Below are 15,809 nucleotides of genomic sequence, written 5' to 3'. Positions count from 1 at the left end.
TGTCCTCTGACACCACCTGCTCTCTTTTGAAATAGAGATCAAATGTGGGAGGGGGCTTGCCCCGATAGCGGTGTTTCAGTAGCAGATGTACTGCCTGACACACTGCAATCGGGGGCAAGCCCCCTCCCACATTTTGCTTTGCGGTGTTTGCTAACCCAGGTTTTTGCCCAGCAGGGCATGGTAGAGCTCGCTGTCGCCGAGGATTCCCACCACCTTGTTGTTGTCATGCAGCACCAGCTTGTTCCCCGTTTGATACCGGATCTGCAGCGCATCGCGCATGCCGATATTGGAGTCCACCAGGGTCGGCACCCGGCCCAGCCCTTCCACCGCTTGTCCCGGCGCCCAGTTCTGCAGGTTCATCGCCACGCCATTCTGGCGCGCACCCTGGATGGTGTTGCCTTCGGCCAGGTCCAGCCACGAGTCGCCGCCCGGGTCCAGGCAGACCGAACCGTTCACCCGCGTGCAGTTGTCCAGCGTACGCATCAGGCTGCGCCCGCACAGCACGTTCAGCGGATTGGTGTGGGCGACGAAGGTACGCACATAGTCGTCCGCCGGGTTCAGCACGATGTCTTCCGGCACGCTGTACTGGATGATCTTGCCGTCTTTCATGATCGCGATACGACTGCCGAGTTTCAGCGCCTCGTCGAGGTCATGGCTCACAAACACGATGGTCTTGCTCAGCTTGCGCTGCAGTTCCAGCAGTTCATCCTGCAGACCTTGGCGAATCAGCGGGTCGAGGGCGGAGAAGGGTTCGTCCATCAGCAGAATGTCGGCGTCCATCGCCAACGCGCGGGCCAGGCCGACGCGCTGCTGCATGCCGCCGGAGAGTTCGTCCGGCTTCTTGTTGCGCCATTGGGTCAGGCCCACCAGCTCGAGTTTTTCGTCGACCAGCGTGCGCCGTTCCTTTTCCGGGCGGCCCTGCATCTCCAGGCCGAAGCTGATGTTTTCGCGCACCGTCAGCCAGGGCATCAGCGCGAACTTCTGGAACACCATGGCGATGCGTTTGGTGCGCATCATTTTCAGCTCGGCCGGGGTGCAGGACGCGATGTCGATCTGACGACCTTCATGTTCCACAAACAGTTGGCCACGGCTGACCGTGTTGAGGCCGTTGATGCAGCGCAGAAGACTGGATTTGCCCGAGCCCGACAGGCCCATCAGCACGCAGATCTCGCCTTTCTCGACATCCAGGCTGGCTTTTTCCACGCCGACGATCTGGCCGGTCTTTTTCAGGATCTCATTGCGGCTCATGCCCTGGTCCAGCAGCTTGAGCGCTTCGCGTGGGTCTTTGGAGAAGATCACGTCGACATTGTCGAATCGGATAATGCTCATGCATCACCCCCTACTTTGGCGTCGGGTTGTTTGCAGATACGGTCGAGCATGATGGCCAGCAGCACGATCGCAAGGCCGGCTTCAAAGCCCAGGGCGATGTCAGCGGTGTTCAGCGCGTTGACCACCGGCTTGCCGAGGCCATCGGCGCCGACCAGTGCGGCGATCACCACCATCGACAACGACAGCATGATGCATTGGGTAATACCGGCGGCAATGCTCGGCATGGCGTGGGGCAGTTCAATGCGCGAGAGCAACTGACGGCGCGAGCAACCGAAGGCCTTGCCGGCGTCCATCAATTCCTGCGGTACGTCGCGGATACCCAGGTAGGTCAGGCGGATCGGCGCGGCAATCGCGAACACCACCGTGGAAATCAGTCCGGGCACCACACCCAGCCCGAAGAGGGTCAGGGTAGGGATGAGGTAGACGAAGGTCGGTACGGTCTGCATCAGATCGAGTACCGGCCGCATCATGGTGTAGAACATCGGCTTGTGCGCGGCAACGATGCCCAGCGGCACGCCGATGACCACGCAGACCAGGGTAGCGAACAGCACCTGGGCGAGGGTTTCCATGGTTTCCTGCCAGTACCCCAGGTTGAGGATCAGCAGGAAGGAGGCAATGACGAACACCGTCAGGCCCCATTTGCGTTGGATAAAGTGAGCCAGCAGCGCAATCAGACCGATCAATGCCAGCGGATTGAACCAGGTCAGCGCAAACGTCACGCCGTGGATCATCGTTTCCAGTGTCGATGCGATTGCGTCGAAGTAGTTGGCACCGTGTTGGGTCAACCAGTCGACGAAGGCAGCGATGTACTGGCCTAGTGGGATTTTCTGTTCAGTCAGCATGGTAGTGAATGTCCACATGCGAAGGGGAATACATCCCGGGGCAGCGCACCGCCCCGGGGTCAGCGGGGGTTACTGGGCGAGGTAAGCCTTGACGGCGTCGAGTCCGGGCTTGCCATCGACGGTGGTGACACCGGCGAGCCAGGTGTCGAGCACTTGCGGGTTTTTCTTCAGCCAGGCCTTGGCGGCGGCGTCGGCCTTCATCTTGTCGTCCAGGACGTTACCCATCAGGGTGCTTTCCATGTCCAGGGTGAACACCAGGTTTTTCAGCAACTGACCAACGTTGCTGCATTCCTGGGTGTAGCCCTTGCGGGTGTTGGTGTAGATGGTGGCCTGGCCGTAGTTGGGGCCGAACGAATCGTCACCACCGGTCAGGTACTTCATCTTGAAGCGGGTGTTCATCGGGTGCGGTTCCCAGCCGAGGAACACGATGGCCTGGTTGCGCTTGGAGGCGCGTTCGACCTGGGACAGCATCCCGGCTTCGCTGGACTCAACCACCTTGAAACCGGCGGTCTTGAGGCCGAAAGCGTCTTTGTCGATCAGCGTCTGGATGGTGCGGTTGCCGTCGTTGCCCGGCTCGATACCGTAGATCTTGCCACCCAGCTCATCCTTGAATTTGGCGATATCGGCGAAGTCCTTCAGGCCCTTGTCATACAGCGCTTCGGGCACCGCCAGGGTGTATTTGGCGTTCTCCAGGTTGGCACGTACGGTTTCCACGGTGCCGGCTTCGCGGTACTGCTTGATGTCGTTTTCCATGGTCGGCATCCAGTTGCCGAGGAAGATGTCCATGTTCTTGCCGTCGGCCAGGGACTTGTAGGTCACTGGGACCGAAATCATCGTGGTGCGCGGCTTGTAGCCCAGGCCCTTGAGGATTTCGCTGGTGGTCGCGGTGGTGACGGTAATGTCGGTCCAGCCGACATCGGAGAAGTTGACGGTCTTGCACTGTTCCGGTTCTGCGGCGTGCGCCATGACCGGCAGACTCAGCATGGCGGCCAACAACAACGAGGGTGAACCTTTCATCGGGGTAGACTCCTGTGTTTTTTCTGGCGGCATTCGCCGCGCTTTATAAGTGCTGCTATTGGAGTGTGCGTCGGACAGCTCTGGCACGGTGCCTTGCAAACGAGTCGAGACTGATCATGTACCAGTGAAAATCTGACGCCTACAGGGGGCGTCGTATCCAGTACAGGGAGGGTCGCATCCAGTGTCGGTGACGTCGCTTACAGGTTTTTACCACGGTGAAACGGCTGATTTCATGTATCTGCACCGTTAAAAACGGCCAAAACAGGCGACTGCACGTAAGCGACGCTGGTGAGCATGGGTGCGTCGGTGTGAGACGCCGTGACGGCGGGGAAAAGCCGGATGATGCCGCCATCTGGGCGATCTGAGCGTAGCACCTCGTTCAAGCCTGGCCGTGCTTATCGAGGAGTTCTACCGCAATGGCTATCAGTGTTTTCGACCTGTTCAAGATCGGCATCGGGCCTTCGAGTTCTCACACCGTCGGCCCCATGCGCGCCGCGGCGTTGTTCGTTCAAGCCTTGCGTGAACGTGACCTGTTGGAACAGGTCAGGCGCGTCGAAGTTCAGCTGTACGGCTCGTTGTCCGCCACCGGCATCGGCCATGGCAGCGACACTGCCACCATCATGGGCTTGATGGGCGAGTGGCCGGACGCAATCGATCCGTCGCAGATCGGCGTACGCATTCACACCCTGCGCGAAACCGACACCTTGTTGCTCGACGGCCGTCTGCCGGTGCCATTCGTGTGGTCGCGGGACATGCGCCTGCTCGACGAAAACCTGCCGTTCCACCCCAATGCCATGACCCTGGTGGTGTGGGGCGATGACGGCGAATTGCACCGTGACACCTACTACTCAGTGGGCGGCGGTTTTGTGGTGGATGAAGCCCAGGCACAGAGCGGCGTGGCGGACATGGACCGCACCGAGCTGCCCTACGATTTTTCCAGCGCCGCAGAGCTGTTGCAGCTGTGCAAGACCCACAACCTGCGCGTCGCCGAGCTGATGCTGGCCAACGAAAAGACCTGGCGTTCCGAAGAAGAGATACGCAGCGGCCTGATGAAACTCTGGCGCGCCATGCAGGACTGTGTGGAGCAGGGCCTCAAGCACGAAGGCATCCTGCCCGGCGGGCTCAACGTGCGGCGTCGCGCTGCCAGGCTGCACCGCAGCCTGCAGGAACTGGGCAAGCCGAATGTGATCGGCTCGACCTTGAGCGCCATGGAGTGGGTCAACCTGTTCGCCCTGGCGGTCAACGAAGAAAACGCCGCCGGTGGGCGCATGGTCACCGCACCCACCAATGGCGCGGCGGGGATCATTCCGGCCGTGCTGCACTACTTCATGAAATTCAGTGAAGAAGTGACTGAGGCCAACGTGGTCGACTACCTGCTCGGCGCGGCGGCGGTGGGCATTCTGTGCAAGAAGAACGCCTCGATCTCCGGTGCCGAAGTCGGTTGCCAGGGCGAAGTCGGTTCCGCCTGCGCCATGGCCGCCGCGGGCCTGGCCGAAATTCTCGGTGCCACACCGGAGCAACTGTGCAACGCCGCGGAAATCGGCCTGGAACACAACCTGGGCCTGACCTGCGACCCGGTGGGCGGCCTGGTGCAAGTGCCGTGTATCGAGCGCAATGCGATTGCGGCGGTGAAGGCGATCAATGCGGCGCAGATGGCTCTGCGCGGTGACGGCCAGCACTTTATTTCCCTGGACCGGGTGATCCGCACCATGCGCGATACCGGGGCGGATATGCACGACAAGTACAAGGAAACGTCGCGGGGTGGGTTGGCGGTCAGTGCTGTCGAGTGCTGAGACCGCGTCGCCTGCATCGGGGGCAAGCCCCCTCCCACAGGGGAACGCATTTCAACTGTGGGAGGGGGCTTGCCCCCGATAGCGGTAGTCCGCTCAATATTGCTCACAAAGTGAACACCCCGACCAAAACCGCCACCTTTTAGCGCGTCGCAAATAGATAAGTAGCTTCCGAACGATTCCTACACGATCACACGCCTGATGTGCTTTGGGTGACAGACTTTTCCTACGCCCGCAAAGCGCCTTCCCACAAGTGCTACCGATCTGCTCACAGCCCTTGACCCCCCATCCCCGCGCGTTATATCTCGCGTTCAATGCGCGGGCTTATATAGACGCATCGACAGGTCGTTTTCAGGATTTATTGAATGGCCATTCAATTTCAGGCATGGCATTTGCTCTATCAATTCAAAGCCTCTCTCCCTCGCAGGGGATGAGCGCAATAACAAGAGCCTCGCCTGAGGCCATCACCCGCTTTGTGTGAGGAGATACTGTGATGACGTCGACCAACTCCGGGGCCCAACCCCAGAACCGTGCGCCTCAATCCATCGGCTTTTTGCTGCTGGACAATTTCACGCTGATTTCCCTGGCGTCGGCCGTGGAACCCCTGCGCATGGCCAACCAGCTGTCCGGCCGCGAGTTGTATCGCTGGACCACCCTGAGTGTCGACGGCAACCAGGTGTGGGCCAGCGATGGCCTGCAAATCACACCCGATGCCTCCATGCACAAAGCCCCCGTTCTGGACACGGTCATCGTGTGCGGCGGCGTGGGTATCCAGCGCACCGTCACCCGTGAACATGTGTCGTGGCTGCAAAGCCAGGCGCGCCAGTCGCGCCGCCTTGGCGCGGTGTGCACCGGCAGTTGGGCGCTGGCCTGCGCCGGTCTGCTCGATGGCTTCGATTGCAGCGTGCATTGGGAATGCCTGGCGTCGATGCAGGAAGCGTTCCCCCGCGTAGCCATGAGCACACGCCTGTTCACCCTCGACCGCAACCGCTTTACCAGCTCCGGCGGCACTGCGCCGTTGGACATGATGCTGCACCTGATCAGCCGCGACCACGGCCGTGAACTGTCGGCGGCCATCTCCGAGATGTTTGTGTACGAGCGTATCCGCAACGAACAGGATCACCAGCGCGTGCCGCTCAAGCACATGCTCGGCACCAACCAGCCCAAGCTGCAGGAAATCGTTGCGCTGATGGAGGCCAACCTGGAAGAGCCCATCGACCTGGACGAGCTGGCGGTTTACGTCGCTGTGTCGCGTCGTCAGTTGGAGCGGCTGTTCCAGAAGTACCTGCACTGTTCGCCGTCGCGCTATTACCTCAAGCTGCGCTTGATCCGTGCGCGGCAGTTGCTCAAGCAAACGCCGATGTCGATCATCGAAGTGGCGTCGGTGTGCGGCTTTGTGTCCACGCCCCACTTCTCCAAATGCTATCGCGAATACTTCGGCATTCCGCCGCGGGATGAACGCGTAGGGTCCAACACCACCCAGCAAGTGGCGATGCTGCCGATCCCGCAGGCGCTAATGTTGTCACCGCTGGCGGGGCCGATGTCGGCGTTGAGCCAGGCGCGCAATGAGTCGACGTTTGCCAGCGTGCGGCTTTAAACCGAGTTGGCTGCATCGGGGGCAAGCCCCCTCCCACATTTGACCGTATTCACAGTTCAAAAGGTGGGAGGGGGCTTGCCCCCGATAGCGGTGTCTCAGGCGCCAGAGTTCTGCTTGAACTGCATCAAAGCCGGCAGCAACTGCTTATCGATCGCCTGGCGCACCGCCGGCAAAATCGTCGCGCTGCCGCTGTACATTTTCTCCACCATACCCTTGAGCGCCTTGGCCCGCGCTTCGCTCAACCCGCGCACCGCACATTCGCAAGCCTGCTCGGCGGTAGCGCCGCTGGACACTTCAAAACCCAGTGAGCGCAGTTGGCCCAGCAGGTCATCCTGGTCAATCAAATCCGCGTGCATCATGACGTTTATCCTGGTGTAGGGAACGGGGATTGACTTGGATTCTGGTAGGCCCCAGGACTGGCGGCAAGGGCAGAATCCACCGATGGCTCGGATGGCTATGAACAGGTCGTTTTCGGGTCACTCGGGCCTGCAAGTAATAGGCACACTGGCCCCAGGCACGCAGCTTGACGGTTTGGTCACCCTCGGGATGCACGGCTCACACAAGGCACCTCTGCCCCGATCCAGTCACGGCTGGTTCGGGGCTTTTTTTGCCGGCAAACCGATGACCCGGCCGAGCAGAGCGGGCCTTGGCAGCTCGGCCTGTTCAGCGCTGATCGCGACAAGCCTTGCCAGCGTAGCCTCACTGAACGGTGTCGCCTGCGGGCCGGCGAGGTCGACATGCAGCAGCATCTGTTCGTTGCCGGCCAGCGCCTTGTCATCACCCACCAGGTGCAGGCTGTGAAAGAGATGCAGGCGCTTGGCATCAAAGGCGATCAGTTGGGTGTGCACCTCGACCTCTGCCCCCAGCTTCACCTCGTGCAGGTAATTCAAATGCAGCTCCAGGGTAAACAGCGAGTGGCCGCTGGCTTCGCGGTTGTCGCTGTCCAGGCCCAGGGTGTCCATCAGTGCGTCGGTGGCGTAGCTGAAGATCAGCAGATAGAACGCGTCGCGCAGGTGGCCGTTGTAGTCGACCCAGTCGGGGAGGATTTTGGTGGTGTAGGTGGTCAGTGCAGGCATGAATCCATACTCGGTCAAAGGTGGGAGGGGGCAAGCCCCCTCCCACAGTGTTATTCGGCGAAGGTCATGCCGTGTTTGGCCTTGGTGGTTTTTACCGCCTCCAGCACTGCCAGCAGGCAATCATCACGATAGCGCTCCAGTGCCGAAATGCTGTGGCTGCCCAATTGATCGCTGGTACCGGCAACCACATCGTCAATCAACTTTTCGGTCAATTCAGGCGCTGGCAGATAAGTCCACGGCAACTGCAACGCCGGGCCGAACTGTGCCATGAAGTGGCGCATGCCCGCGTCGCCTCCCGCCAGTGTGTAGGTGAGGAAAGTGCCCATGAACGACCAGCGCAGGCCGGCGCCAAAACGAATCGCATCGTCGATTTCTCCGGTGGTTGCCACGCCATCGTTGACCAGGTGCAGCGCCTCGCGCCACAGCGCTTCCAGCAGTCGATCCGCAATAAATCCAGGCACTTCCTTGCGCACGTGCAGAGGGCGCATGCCGAGGGACTCATACACCTTGATCGCGGCCTGGATCGCCTCCGGCGCGGTGCGCTTGCCGCCCACCACTTCCACCAGGGGCAACAGGTAGACCGGGTTGAACGGGTGGCCGACCACGCAGCGTTCGGGGTGGGTAGCGCTCTCATAAAACTCGCTGGGTAACAGGCCGGAGGTACTCGACCCAATCAACGCATTCGGCTTGGCTGCCGCACTGATCTGGCTGTGCAATTGCAGCTTCAGCTCCAGGCGTTCCGGGGCGCTTTCCTGGATGAAGTCGGCGTCTTTGACGCACTCCTCGATGGTGCTGACAAAGCGCAGGCGATCCTGGGATGCGCCTGGTGTCAGGCCCTGTCTCTCAAGGGCGCCCCAGGCATTGGCGACACGTTTGCGCAGCGCCGCCTCGGCACCGGGCGCCGGGTCCCAGGCCACGACATCCAGGCCGTGGGCGAGGGCGCGGGATACCCAGCCGCTGCCGATGACACCGCTGCCGAGGGCGGCGAAGGTTTTGATTTCTGTGATAAAGCGCATGGGTGCATTCCTAAAGAGTTTGGTGATCCCCTGTGGGAGGGGGCTTGCCCCCGATGGCGGTGCGTCAGTCGATGCATTCGGTACTGAGCCACCGCTATCGGGGGCAAGCCCCCTCCCACTTTTTTATCCGCGTTTGGTCAGGCCCATCTTGATACGGCCTTCGGCCGGGGTCAGGATCCGTGCGCCCAGGCGGCTGAGGATTTCACCGGCGCGTTCGACCAGTTGGCCATTGGTGGCGAGCACGCCCTTGTCCAGCCACAGGTTGTCTTCCAGGCCGACCCGCACGTTACCGCCCAACAGCACCGCTTGCGCCGCCATCGGCATCTGCATGCGGCCGATGCCGAAGCCGGCCCACACTGCGTCGGCGGGCAGGTTGTCGACCATGGCTTTCATCGTTGTGGTGTCGGCCGGTGCGCCCCACGGGATGCCCAGGCACAGTTGAAACAATGGGTTGTCGAGCAGACCTTCCTTGATCATCTGCTTGGCGAACCACAGGTGGCCGGTGTCGAAAATTTCCAGCTCGGCCTTTACGCCCAGCTCCTGGATACGCTTGGCACCGGTCCGCAGTTGCGCCGGGGTGGACACGTAAATGGTGTCGCCATCGCCGAAGTTCAGGGTGCCGCAGTCCAGGGTGCAGATCTCCGGCAGCAGTTCTTCAACGTGGGCCAGGCGGGTCAGCGGGCCGACGAGGTCGGTATTGGGCCCGAACTCCATGGGATTCTCGCCGCCGCCGATCTCCAGGTCGCCGCCCATGCCGGCGGTGAGGTTGACGATGATGTCGATGTCCGCCTCGCGGATGCGCTCCATCACTTCGCGGTACAGGGCCACATCGCGGCTGAACCTGCCGGTGTGTGGGTCACGCACATGGCAGTGCACCACGGTGGCGCCGGCCTTGGCGGCTTCCACCGCGGCGGCGGCGATTTGTTTGGGCGTGACCGGCACGTGTGGGCTTCGGGCGGTCGTGTCGCCAGCACCGGTGAGTGCGCAGGTGATGATGACGTCGTGGTTCATGAGGCGGTTCCTTACAGGCGTGGTGGTGCCGTTCGCGGCTTTAAATGGCCGCGAAACGGTGATTCGGAGAAGATTATTTGCTGGTCAGTTTCAGGTTGGCGGCAGCAGGTTTGCCATCGAACGTGGTCACGCCTTCCAGCCAACGCGCCTGGTCTTGCGGATGATCCTTGAGCCACTGCCTGGCCGACTCGATGGGGTCCTTGTGATCCAGCAACGGCTGCATCATCCGGCTCTCGTCGGCGGCGGTGAAGGTCAGGTTGCTCAGCAATCTGTGCACATTGGGGCATTGTTCTGCGTAGGTCGGCGCGGTGACGGTCCACACGGTGGCCATGCCTTCGTTCGGGCCCAGGGTGTCCTCGCTGCCGGTGAGGTAAGTCATGGCGAGGTTGACGTTCATCGGGTGCGGTGCCCAGCCGAAGAACACCACGGCTTCCTTGCGACGTACCGCACGGTCGACGGCCGAAAGCATGGCCGCTTCGCTGGATTCAACCAGCTGGAATTTACCCAGGCCGAACTGGTTCTTGGCGATCATCGCCTTGATCTGGGTATTGGCGCCCGAGCCCGGCTCGATCCCGTAGATCTTGCCTCCCAGCTCTTTTTCGAACCTGGCGATATCGGCAAAGGTTTTCAGGCCCTTGTCCGCCAGATAAGTCGGCACCGCCAGGGTGGCGCGGGCGTCTTCCAGGCTCGGTTTGTCGAGCACCTTGACTTGCCTGGCGTCGACGAAGGGCGTGATGGTCTGGGTCATCAGCGGGTTCCAGTAGCCCAGGAACAGATCCAGGCGCTGGTCGCGAATGCCGGCAAAGATGATTTGCTGAGAGGCGCTGGTTTGTTTGGTCTTGTAGCCGAGGCCATCGAGCAGCACCTGGGCCATGGCGCTGGTGGCGATGACGTCGGTCCAGTTCACCACGCCCAGGCGTACGTTCTGGCATGAAGCGGCATCCGCTGCCATGACGTGGGTGCTCAAAATAGCGCTGACGCTGAATGCAAGCACGCTGCGGCTGATCAGTCGGTTCATGGTGGAGCCCTCGGCAGGTCGTTATTGTGGGGTCCGGCGTCTTTGTGCGCCGTGCAGCCAAGTTACGTACCTTCGCCAGCGCCGAAACGCACAGCGGCGACCGGCTCTTGCACTGCAGCGACCTGCGCGCTTGAATCCGCCCTTGAACGGGAGTATCACAGTGCCACGCTGGTCGTCCCACGAGAGCGCCATCATGTCCCAGGATTTCTACTTCTTGCTGATGCCGGGGTTCTCGGCCATCGGCTTTATCTCTGCCCTTGAGCCGTTGCGGGTCGCCAACCGCTTTCGTGGCGAGTTGTACCGCTGGCACATATTGAGCGCCGACGGTGGTGCGGTGCTGGCGAGCAACGGCATGTCGGTCAACGCCGACGCCGCGCTGGAACCGCTGAAAAAAGGCGCGACCTTATTGGTGGTGGCCGGCTTTGAACCCTTGCAGTTCGCTACGCCTGCCCTGGCGCACTGGTTGCGTCGCCTCGACCACGACGGTGCAACCCTCGGCGCCATCGACACAGGTGCCTGCGTACTGGCCGAGGCGGGCCTGCTCGACGGCCACCGGCTGACCCTGCACTGGGAAGCCATCGACGCCTTCAAGGAAGCCTATCCGCACTTGAGCGTGACCCAGGAACTGTTCGAAATCGACCGGCGCCGCATCACCTGCGCCGGCGGCACTGCGTCCATCGACCTGATGCTCGACCTGATCGCCCAGGCCCACGGCCCGGAGCTGGCGATTCAGGTTTCCGAGCAGTTCGTACTCGGCCGCATCCGCCCCCGCAAAGATCACCAGCGCATGCAGATCGCCACGCGCTACGGCATCAACAACAAGAAACTGGTGCACGTGATCGGCGAAATGGAACAGCACACCGAACCGCCCCTGAGCACCTTGGCCCTGGCCGACGCGATTAAGGTGACGCGGCGCCAACTGGAGCGGCTGTTTCGCCTGCACCTGAACGACACGCCAAGCAACTTCTACCTGGGCCTGCGCCTGGAAAAAGCCCGGAAACTGTTGCGCCAGAGCGACATGAGCGTGCTGGAGGTGAGCATTGCCTGCGGGTTTGAGTCACCGTCGTATTTCACTCGCAGCTATCGGGCAAGGTTTGCGAAATGTCCCAGGGAGGATCGGCGACGGGAGGCGGTTTGATCGTTTTTTAGTCAATTATAGGCGCGACTATAATTAGGTATAAAAGCGGCCGGCACCGCGGATTAAATGTGGGAGGGGGCTTGCCCCCGATAGCGGTGGGTCAGCAGCACATAAGTGACTGACACACCGCCATCGAGGGCAAGCCCCCTCCCACAGTAGATTTTGGTGTGGCTTATTTTTTCAGCAGGGCCGAACACGCCGCCTTGTAAGCTTCATGCTGATACTTGTTCAGTGTCGCGGGTAGGTCAAAGTTGTGCTTCTTGTTCTGCGCATTGATGGTTTGCGGTGACAAAAGCGTTACCTCCACCCCCTCCAGCAACTGAAACACCCCTTCAATCTTGAACGTCGTCGGGCCGCCGGCAAACTCGCCTTTCTTGCTGCGCTTCTTGATCGCGATACGGGTGATGGCGTTTGCCTGCACGAACGCTTTCACCTGGGCGGCGAAGGCCTTGACGTTGGCGGCTTCATCGTCGTCTTCCAAGGCGATTTTCTTGGTGGCCAGGGCGACGTGAGTCAGCGCCTGGTTGTCCAGCGAGGCGACGGCGATGATGGCTTCGCTGCCTTTGATTTCAATGCCGCACAGTGTCATAGGGTGGCCTTGCAGAAAGTGAAGAGGCAGGGATGGTATCAGCAGTGAGCCCTCAAGCGTCGCTGACCTTCCGTCCGGAACTGCCTCGGACCTGTTGGTTATGACAGTAGACCGCCGTCCCACGCCACCTTAGATTTTGCGCAAGAACCTATTGTGGTTCCCCAAGGTTTGCCGGCGAGGGAGTGAACACATGAATATCCGCAAGGAAGTCCGTGCACTGAGTGCGACGGAACAATTGGAATTTATCAACACGCTACTGATCATGAAAAGCAGGGGGGTCTACGACAAATACGTTCATTGGCACCACGAAGTGATGGTCCCTACGGTTCATCCCGACGAGCCGCAAGATCCCACCTACCGCAACGGCGCTCACCGTGGGCCCGCTTTCCTGCCGTGGCACCGTGAAATGCTGATGCAGTTTGAAGCGGACCTTCAGGCAATCAAACCGGGCATTACCTTGCCTTATTGGAACTGGACGCTGGATGCGGCGGCCCCTGAGCGCTCTCCGCTATGGGGCGAGGGTTTCCTTGGTGGAAATGGCGACCCCACGGATCAATTTCGCGTGCAGGACGGCGTGTTTGCCCACAAAAACGGCAACTGGCCTGTGCCGTCTTATCCGGAGGAGGACTTGCCGGGCCCTGGGCTAAAGCGTCAGTTCGGACAGTTTGTCAGCTCATTGCCCAGCGTGGAGGATCTGCAAATGGCGATGAATGAAGCCTTGTATGATGAGCCCAACTACAACGCGAGCCCTTTCACCCGGGGGTTAAGAAATCGGCTGGAAGGCTGGATCACCCAACGAGGTGATCCCAACGTCAAGACACCCGGCTCACAGTTGCACAATCGCGTGCACTTGTGGATCGGCGGCAACATGTTGCCCATGACCTCACCTGATGATCCGGCGTTTTTCCTGCATCACTGCTTTGTCGACAAAGTGTGGGCGGATTGGCAAGCACAGAAGCGCGTGGACGAGCCCGACCTGGCTGCGCATTACTGCCCGATGGAAGACGGCCCGCCGGGACACAATTATGAAGATGTGCTCAAGCCCTGGACTCGCCGCATCCGGGATGTCATGGATATTTCCACCCTGGGCTACAGCTACGCACCAAGCCAGCCGCTGATCAAGCGCCCGTTCAGGTCGCCTTTCATGGAATGACGCGGTGCCAATGCACCCGCTGCAGGACGGCGGGTGCGCTTATTCCTGCCCAATCGACTCCAGAAACTCCGACCGCTCGTCACTCATGCGCGCCAGGCAGTCATTGTGCGCAATCGCATAGGCCTTGGTGCCGGTGACTGCCGGGAAGGTGTCCACTGCGCAATCGGCATCTCGCAATTTTTCCCATTTTTGCTGGGCGTCCTTCAGACGGGCGGTAATGTCCGCCAGTTTGGTCTTGTCGCTGCCATAGGTCGAACCCATGCGTTCCAGCAGCCCCTGATAGTTGTCCTTGAGCAATTGCTCGGCGGTGGTTTTGTTGTAGGTTGCGCATTCCAGGGTTTGCTGGTCGTTCTCGATGCCGTCGCACGGTGTGCTATCGGTGTCTTCGGCCGCGTGGACGCCGGTTGCGATGAGTGCCAAAGCCAGGAAAATCGATTTCATTGCGCCGTCTCATATCAGGTGATGCGGAATTCTGGCTCAAGCGTAAGACAAAGAACAGCCGCCAGTCAGACCTCTCTTAACAGCCTTTGTCGCGGATTGACGCTTTCGGCAATTCCCCTGTCGTTTTTGCACCCGGCTCCGTCGGTCCCTGGGCATATGCTGGCTCCAAAGCGCCGGCAGACGATTCGGCGCATGAATTGCCAATAAGGGGACGCCTGATGAGCCCAGCCGAGTTGCACGCCGACAGCATCGTTATCGACGGTCTGATTATTGCCAAGTGGAACCGCGACCTGTTCGAAGACATGCGCAAGGGTGGCCTGACTGCCGCCAACTGCACGGTGTCGGTGTGGGAAGGCTTCCAGGCCACGATCAATAACATCGTCGCCAGCCAGACCCTGATCCGCGAGAACAGCGACCTGGTGATCCCGGTGAAAACCACCGCCGATATTCGCAAGGCCAAGGAGCAGGGCAAGACCGGCATCATTTTCGGCTTCCAGAACGCCCATGCCTTCGAAGACCAGCTCGGCTATGTCGAGATCTTCAAGCAGCTCGGCGTCGGGGTGGTGCAGATGTGCTACAACACCCAGAACCTGGTGGGTACCGGCTGCTACGAGCGCGACGGCGGCCTGTCGGGCTTCGGGCGTGAGGTGGTCGGCGAGATGAATCGCGTCGGCATCATGTGCGACCTGTCCCACGTCGGTTCCAAGACCAGCGAAGAGGTCATCCTCGAATCGAAAAAGCCGGTGTGCTATTCCCACTGCCTGCCATCGGGCCTTAAAGAGCACCCGCGCAACAAGTCCGATGAAGAACTCAAGTTCATCGCCGACCACGGCGGTTTTGTCGGCGTGACCATGTTCGCGCCGTTCCTGGCCAAGGGCATCGATTCGACCATCGACGACTACGCCGAAGCCATCGAATACACCATGAACATTGTCGGCGAAGACGCCATCGGCATCGGCACCGACTTCACCCAGGGCCATGGCCAGGATTTCTTCGAAATGCTGACCCATGACAAGGGCTACGCGCGCCGCCTGACCAGCTTCGGCAAGATCATCAACCCGCTGGGCATCCGCACCGTGGGCGAGTTTCCCAACCTGACCGAGACCCTGCTCAAGCGTGGCCACCCCGAGCGCGTGGTACGCAAGATCATGGGCGAGAACTGGGTCAACGTCTTGAAGGACGTCTGGGGCGAATAAGCCAGACACCTATCGGCAACACCACCACGAATTTTTCTGGAGTTAAGTTTCCATGGCCAAGATCGCCCCGCAATTGCCTATCGAAGTCGACAGCGAAACCGGTGTCTGGACCTCCGACGCCCTGCCCATGCTGTACGTGCCGCGCCATTTCTTCGTCAACAACCACATGGGCATCGAAGAAGTGCTGGGCGCCGACGCCTACGCCGAGATCCTCTACAAGGCCGGCTACAAGTCCGCCTGGCACTGGTGTGAAAAAGAAGCCGAATGCCACGGCCTGGAAGGCGTCGCGGTGTTTGAGCATTACATGAAGCGCCTGTCGCAACGCGGCTGGGGCCTGTTCAAGATCCAGGACATCGACCTGGATAAAGGCACCGCCAGCGTCAAGCTTGAGCACTCGGCGTTCGTCTACGTGTACGGCAAGGTCGGGCGCAAAGTGGACTACATGTTCACCGGCTGGTTTGCCGGCGCCATGGACCAGATTCTCGAGGCCCGTGGCAGCAAGATCCGCACCGTCGCCGAACAAGTCTACGGAGGCTCCGAAGAGGGCCACGATGATGGTTTGTTCACCGTCAAGCCGTTGTAAGCCGAGGACCGTG

At 60.6% G+C, this 15,809-nt stretch carries 16 protein-coding genes; 6 read left to right on the top strand and 10 right to left on the bottom strand.

What is annotated here, in order from left to right:
* Positions 1-150 precede the first annotated feature (150 nt).
* The 3 genes from choV to MRY17_RS23980 form a co-directional block, all read right to left on the bottom strand.
* Positions 151-1,329, bottom strand: coding sequence for a choline ABC transporter ATP-binding protein (gene choV, locus MRY17_RS23990; protein ID WP_181284354.1), 1,179 nt, complete (start codon positions 1,327-1,329; stop codon positions 151-153).
* A complete protein-coding gene (choW, locus tag MRY17_RS23985; RefSeq protein ID WP_003194913.1) occupies positions 1,326-2,171 on the bottom strand; it encodes a choline ABC transporter permease subunit in 846 nt (281 codons plus the stop codon). The genes choV and choW overlap by 4 nt, the downstream gene beginning before the upstream one ends.
* 69 nt (positions 2,172-2,240) lie before the next feature.
* Positions 2,241-3,188, bottom strand: coding sequence for a choline ABC transporter substrate-binding protein (locus tag MRY17_RS23980; RefSeq protein ID WP_181284355.1), 948 nt, complete (start codon positions 3,186-3,188; stop codon positions 2,241-2,243).
* A 416-nt stretch (positions 3,189-3,604) separates the two neighbouring features.
* Between MRY17_RS23980 and MRY17_RS23975 the strand changes: the two genes are divergently transcribed.
* Positions 3,605-4,981: an L-serine ammonia-lyase gene (locus tag MRY17_RS23975; RefSeq protein ID WP_181284356.1), complete on the top strand. Its 1,377-nt coding sequence runs from the start codon at positions 3,605-3,607 to the stop codon at positions 4,979-4,981.
* 490 nt (positions 4,982-5,471) lie between these two features.
* Positions 5,472-6,575, top strand: a complete 1,104-nt coding sequence (locus MRY17_RS23970) for a GlxA family transcriptional regulator (RefSeq protein WP_181284357.1) — start codon at positions 5,472-5,474, stop codon at positions 6,573-6,575.
* A 95-nt stretch (positions 6,576-6,670) separates the two neighbouring features.
* Here the strand turns inward: MRY17_RS23970 and MRY17_RS23965 are convergent, their stop codons facing one another.
* The 5 genes from MRY17_RS23965 to MRY17_RS23945 all read right to left on the bottom strand — a co-directional run bounded on the left by MRY17_RS23965 (position 6,671) and on the right by MRY17_RS23945 (position 10,696).
* Positions 6,671-6,934, bottom strand: coding sequence for a hypothetical protein (locus MRY17_RS23965; RefSeq protein WP_124434292.1), 264 nt, complete (start codon positions 6,932-6,934; stop codon positions 6,671-6,673).
* Positions 6,935-7,159: 225 nt separating this feature from the next.
* Positions 7,160-7,651, bottom strand: coding sequence for a thioesterase family protein (locus MRY17_RS23960; RefSeq protein ID WP_181284358.1), 492 nt, complete (start codon positions 7,649-7,651; stop codon positions 7,160-7,162).
* 50 nt (positions 7,652-7,701) lie between these two features.
* Positions 7,702-8,667 carry an L-carnitine dehydrogenase gene (locus MRY17_RS23955; RefSeq protein ID WP_243352972.1) on the bottom strand — a complete coding sequence of 322 codons (966 nt, stop codon included), beginning with the start codon at positions 8,665-8,667 and terminating at the stop codon, positions 7,702-7,704.
* Between the two features lie 123 nt (positions 8,668-8,790).
* Positions 8,791-9,678 carry a 3-keto-5-aminohexanoate cleavage protein gene (locus tag MRY17_RS23950; RefSeq protein ID WP_243352971.1) on the bottom strand — a complete coding sequence of 296 codons (888 nt, stop codon included), beginning with the start codon at positions 9,676-9,678 and terminating at the stop codon, positions 8,791-8,793.
* A 73-nt stretch (positions 9,679-9,751) separates the two neighbouring features.
* Positions 9,752-10,696: a choline ABC transporter substrate-binding protein gene (locus MRY17_RS23945; protein WP_243352970.1), complete on the bottom strand. Its 945-nt coding sequence runs from the start codon at positions 10,694-10,696 to the stop codon at positions 9,752-9,754.
* A 193-nt stretch (positions 10,697-10,889) separates the two neighbouring features.
* Between MRY17_RS23945 and MRY17_RS23940 the strand changes: the two genes are divergently transcribed.
* Complete coding sequence (locus MRY17_RS23940) at positions 10,890-11,834, top strand: GlxA family transcriptional regulator (protein ID WP_243353965.1); 945 nt, start codon at positions 10,890-10,892, stop codon at positions 11,832-11,834.
* 172 nt (positions 11,835-12,006) lie between these two features.
* On the opposite strand, the gene MRY17_RS23935 is transcribed toward MRY17_RS23940, so the two are convergent.
* Positions 12,007-12,423: a DUF3010 family protein gene (locus MRY17_RS23935; RefSeq protein ID WP_181284362.1), complete on the bottom strand. Its 417-nt coding sequence runs from the start codon at positions 12,421-12,423 to the stop codon at positions 12,007-12,009.
* Between the two features lie 190 nt (positions 12,424-12,613).
* Here MRY17_RS23935 and MRY17_RS23930 point away from each other — a divergent pair, with 190 nt between their 5' ends.
* Positions 12,614-13,576 (top strand): tyrosinase family protein, encoded by a 963-nt coding sequence (locus MRY17_RS23930; protein WP_243352969.1) that lies wholly within the window; start codon positions 12,614-12,616, stop codon positions 13,574-13,576.
* Positions 13,577-13,615: 39 nt separating this feature from the next.
* On the opposite strand, the gene MRY17_RS23925 is transcribed toward MRY17_RS23930, so the two are convergent.
* On the bottom strand, positions 13,616-14,017 hold the full coding sequence (locus tag MRY17_RS23925) for a lysozyme inhibitor LprI family protein (protein ID WP_065885435.1): 402 nt from the start codon (positions 14,015-14,017) through the stop codon (positions 13,616-13,618).
* Positions 14,018-14,235: 218 nt separating this feature from the next.
* Between MRY17_RS23925 and MRY17_RS23920 the strand changes: the two genes are divergently transcribed.
* Both MRY17_RS23920 and MRY17_RS23915 read left to right on the top strand, forming a co-directional pair.
* Positions 14,236-15,213 carry a dipeptidase gene (locus tag MRY17_RS23920; RefSeq protein ID WP_015886257.1) on the top strand — a complete coding sequence of 326 codons (978 nt, stop codon included), beginning with the start codon at positions 14,236-14,238 and terminating at the stop codon, positions 15,211-15,213.
* Between the two features lie 52 nt (positions 15,214-15,265).
* A complete protein-coding gene (locus MRY17_RS23915) occupies positions 15,266-15,796 on the top strand; it encodes a DUF5943 domain-containing protein (protein WP_005792152.1) in 531 nt (176 codons plus the stop codon).
* Positions 15,797-15,809: the final 13 nt, after the last annotated feature.

The organism is Pseudomonas orientalis (genome assembly GCF_022807995.1).
GTDB lineage: Bacteria > Pseudomonadota > Gammaproteobacteria > Pseudomonadales > Pseudomonadaceae > Aquipseudomonas > Aquipseudomonas orientalis_B.
This window is presented reverse-complemented; position numbering and strand designations above follow the sequence as displayed.

Bases quoted from the DNA above. Each gene is read 5' to 3' on its own strand.
- choV (WP_181284354.1), bottom strand. From the start codon at position 1,329: ATGAGCATTATCCGATTCGACAATGTCGACGTGATCTTCTCCAAAGAC.
- choW (WP_003194913.1), bottom strand. From the start codon at position 2,171: ATGCTGACTGAACAGAAAATCCCACTAGGCCAGTACATCGCTGCCTTC.
- MRY17_RS23980 (WP_181284355.1), bottom strand. From the start codon at position 3,188: ATGAAAGGTTCACCCTCGTTGTTGTTGGCCGCCATGCTGAGTCTGCCG.
- MRY17_RS23975 (WP_181284356.1), top strand. From the start codon at position 3,605: ATGGCTATCAGTGTTTTCGACCTGTTCAAGATCGGCATCGGGCCTTCG.
- MRY17_RS23970 (WP_181284357.1), top strand. From the start codon at position 5,472: ATGACGTCGACCAACTCCGGGGCCCAACCCCAGAACCGTGCGCCTCAA.
- MRY17_RS23965 (WP_124434292.1), bottom strand. From the start codon at position 6,934: ATGATGCACGCGGATTTGATTGACCAGGATGACCTGCTGGGCCAACTG.
- MRY17_RS23960 (WP_181284358.1), bottom strand. From the start codon at position 7,651: ATGCCTGCACTGACCACCTACACCACCAAAATCCTCCCCGACTGGGTC.
- MRY17_RS23955 (WP_243352972.1), bottom strand. From the start codon at position 8,667: ATGCGCTTTATCACAGAAATCAAAACCTTCGCCGCCCTCGGCAGCGGT.
- MRY17_RS23950 (WP_243352971.1), bottom strand. From the start codon at position 9,678: ATGAACCACGACGTCATCATCACCTGCGCACTCACCGGTGCTGGCGAC.
- MRY17_RS23945 (WP_243352970.1), bottom strand. From the start codon at position 10,696: ATGAACCGACTGATCAGCCGCAGCGTGCTTGCATTCAGCGTCAGCGCT.
- MRY17_RS23940 (WP_243353965.1), top strand. From the start codon at position 10,890: ATGTCCCAGGATTTCTACTTCTTGCTGATGCCGGGGTTCTCGGCCATC.
- MRY17_RS23935 (WP_181284362.1), bottom strand. From the start codon at position 12,423: ATGACACTGTGCGGCATTGAAATCAAAGGCAGCGAAGCCATCATCGCC.
- MRY17_RS23930 (WP_243352969.1), top strand. From the start codon at position 12,614: ATGAATATCCGCAAGGAAGTCCGTGCACTGAGTGCGACGGAACAATTG.
- MRY17_RS23925 (WP_065885435.1), bottom strand. From the start codon at position 14,017: ATGAAATCGATTTTCCTGGCTTTGGCACTCATCGCAACCGGCGTCCAC.
- MRY17_RS23920 (WP_015886257.1), top strand. From the start codon at position 14,236: ATGAGCCCAGCCGAGTTGCACGCCGACAGCATCGTTATCGACGGTCTG.
- MRY17_RS23915 (WP_005792152.1), top strand. From the start codon at position 15,266: ATGGCCAAGATCGCCCCGCAATTGCCTATCGAAGTCGACAGCGAAACC.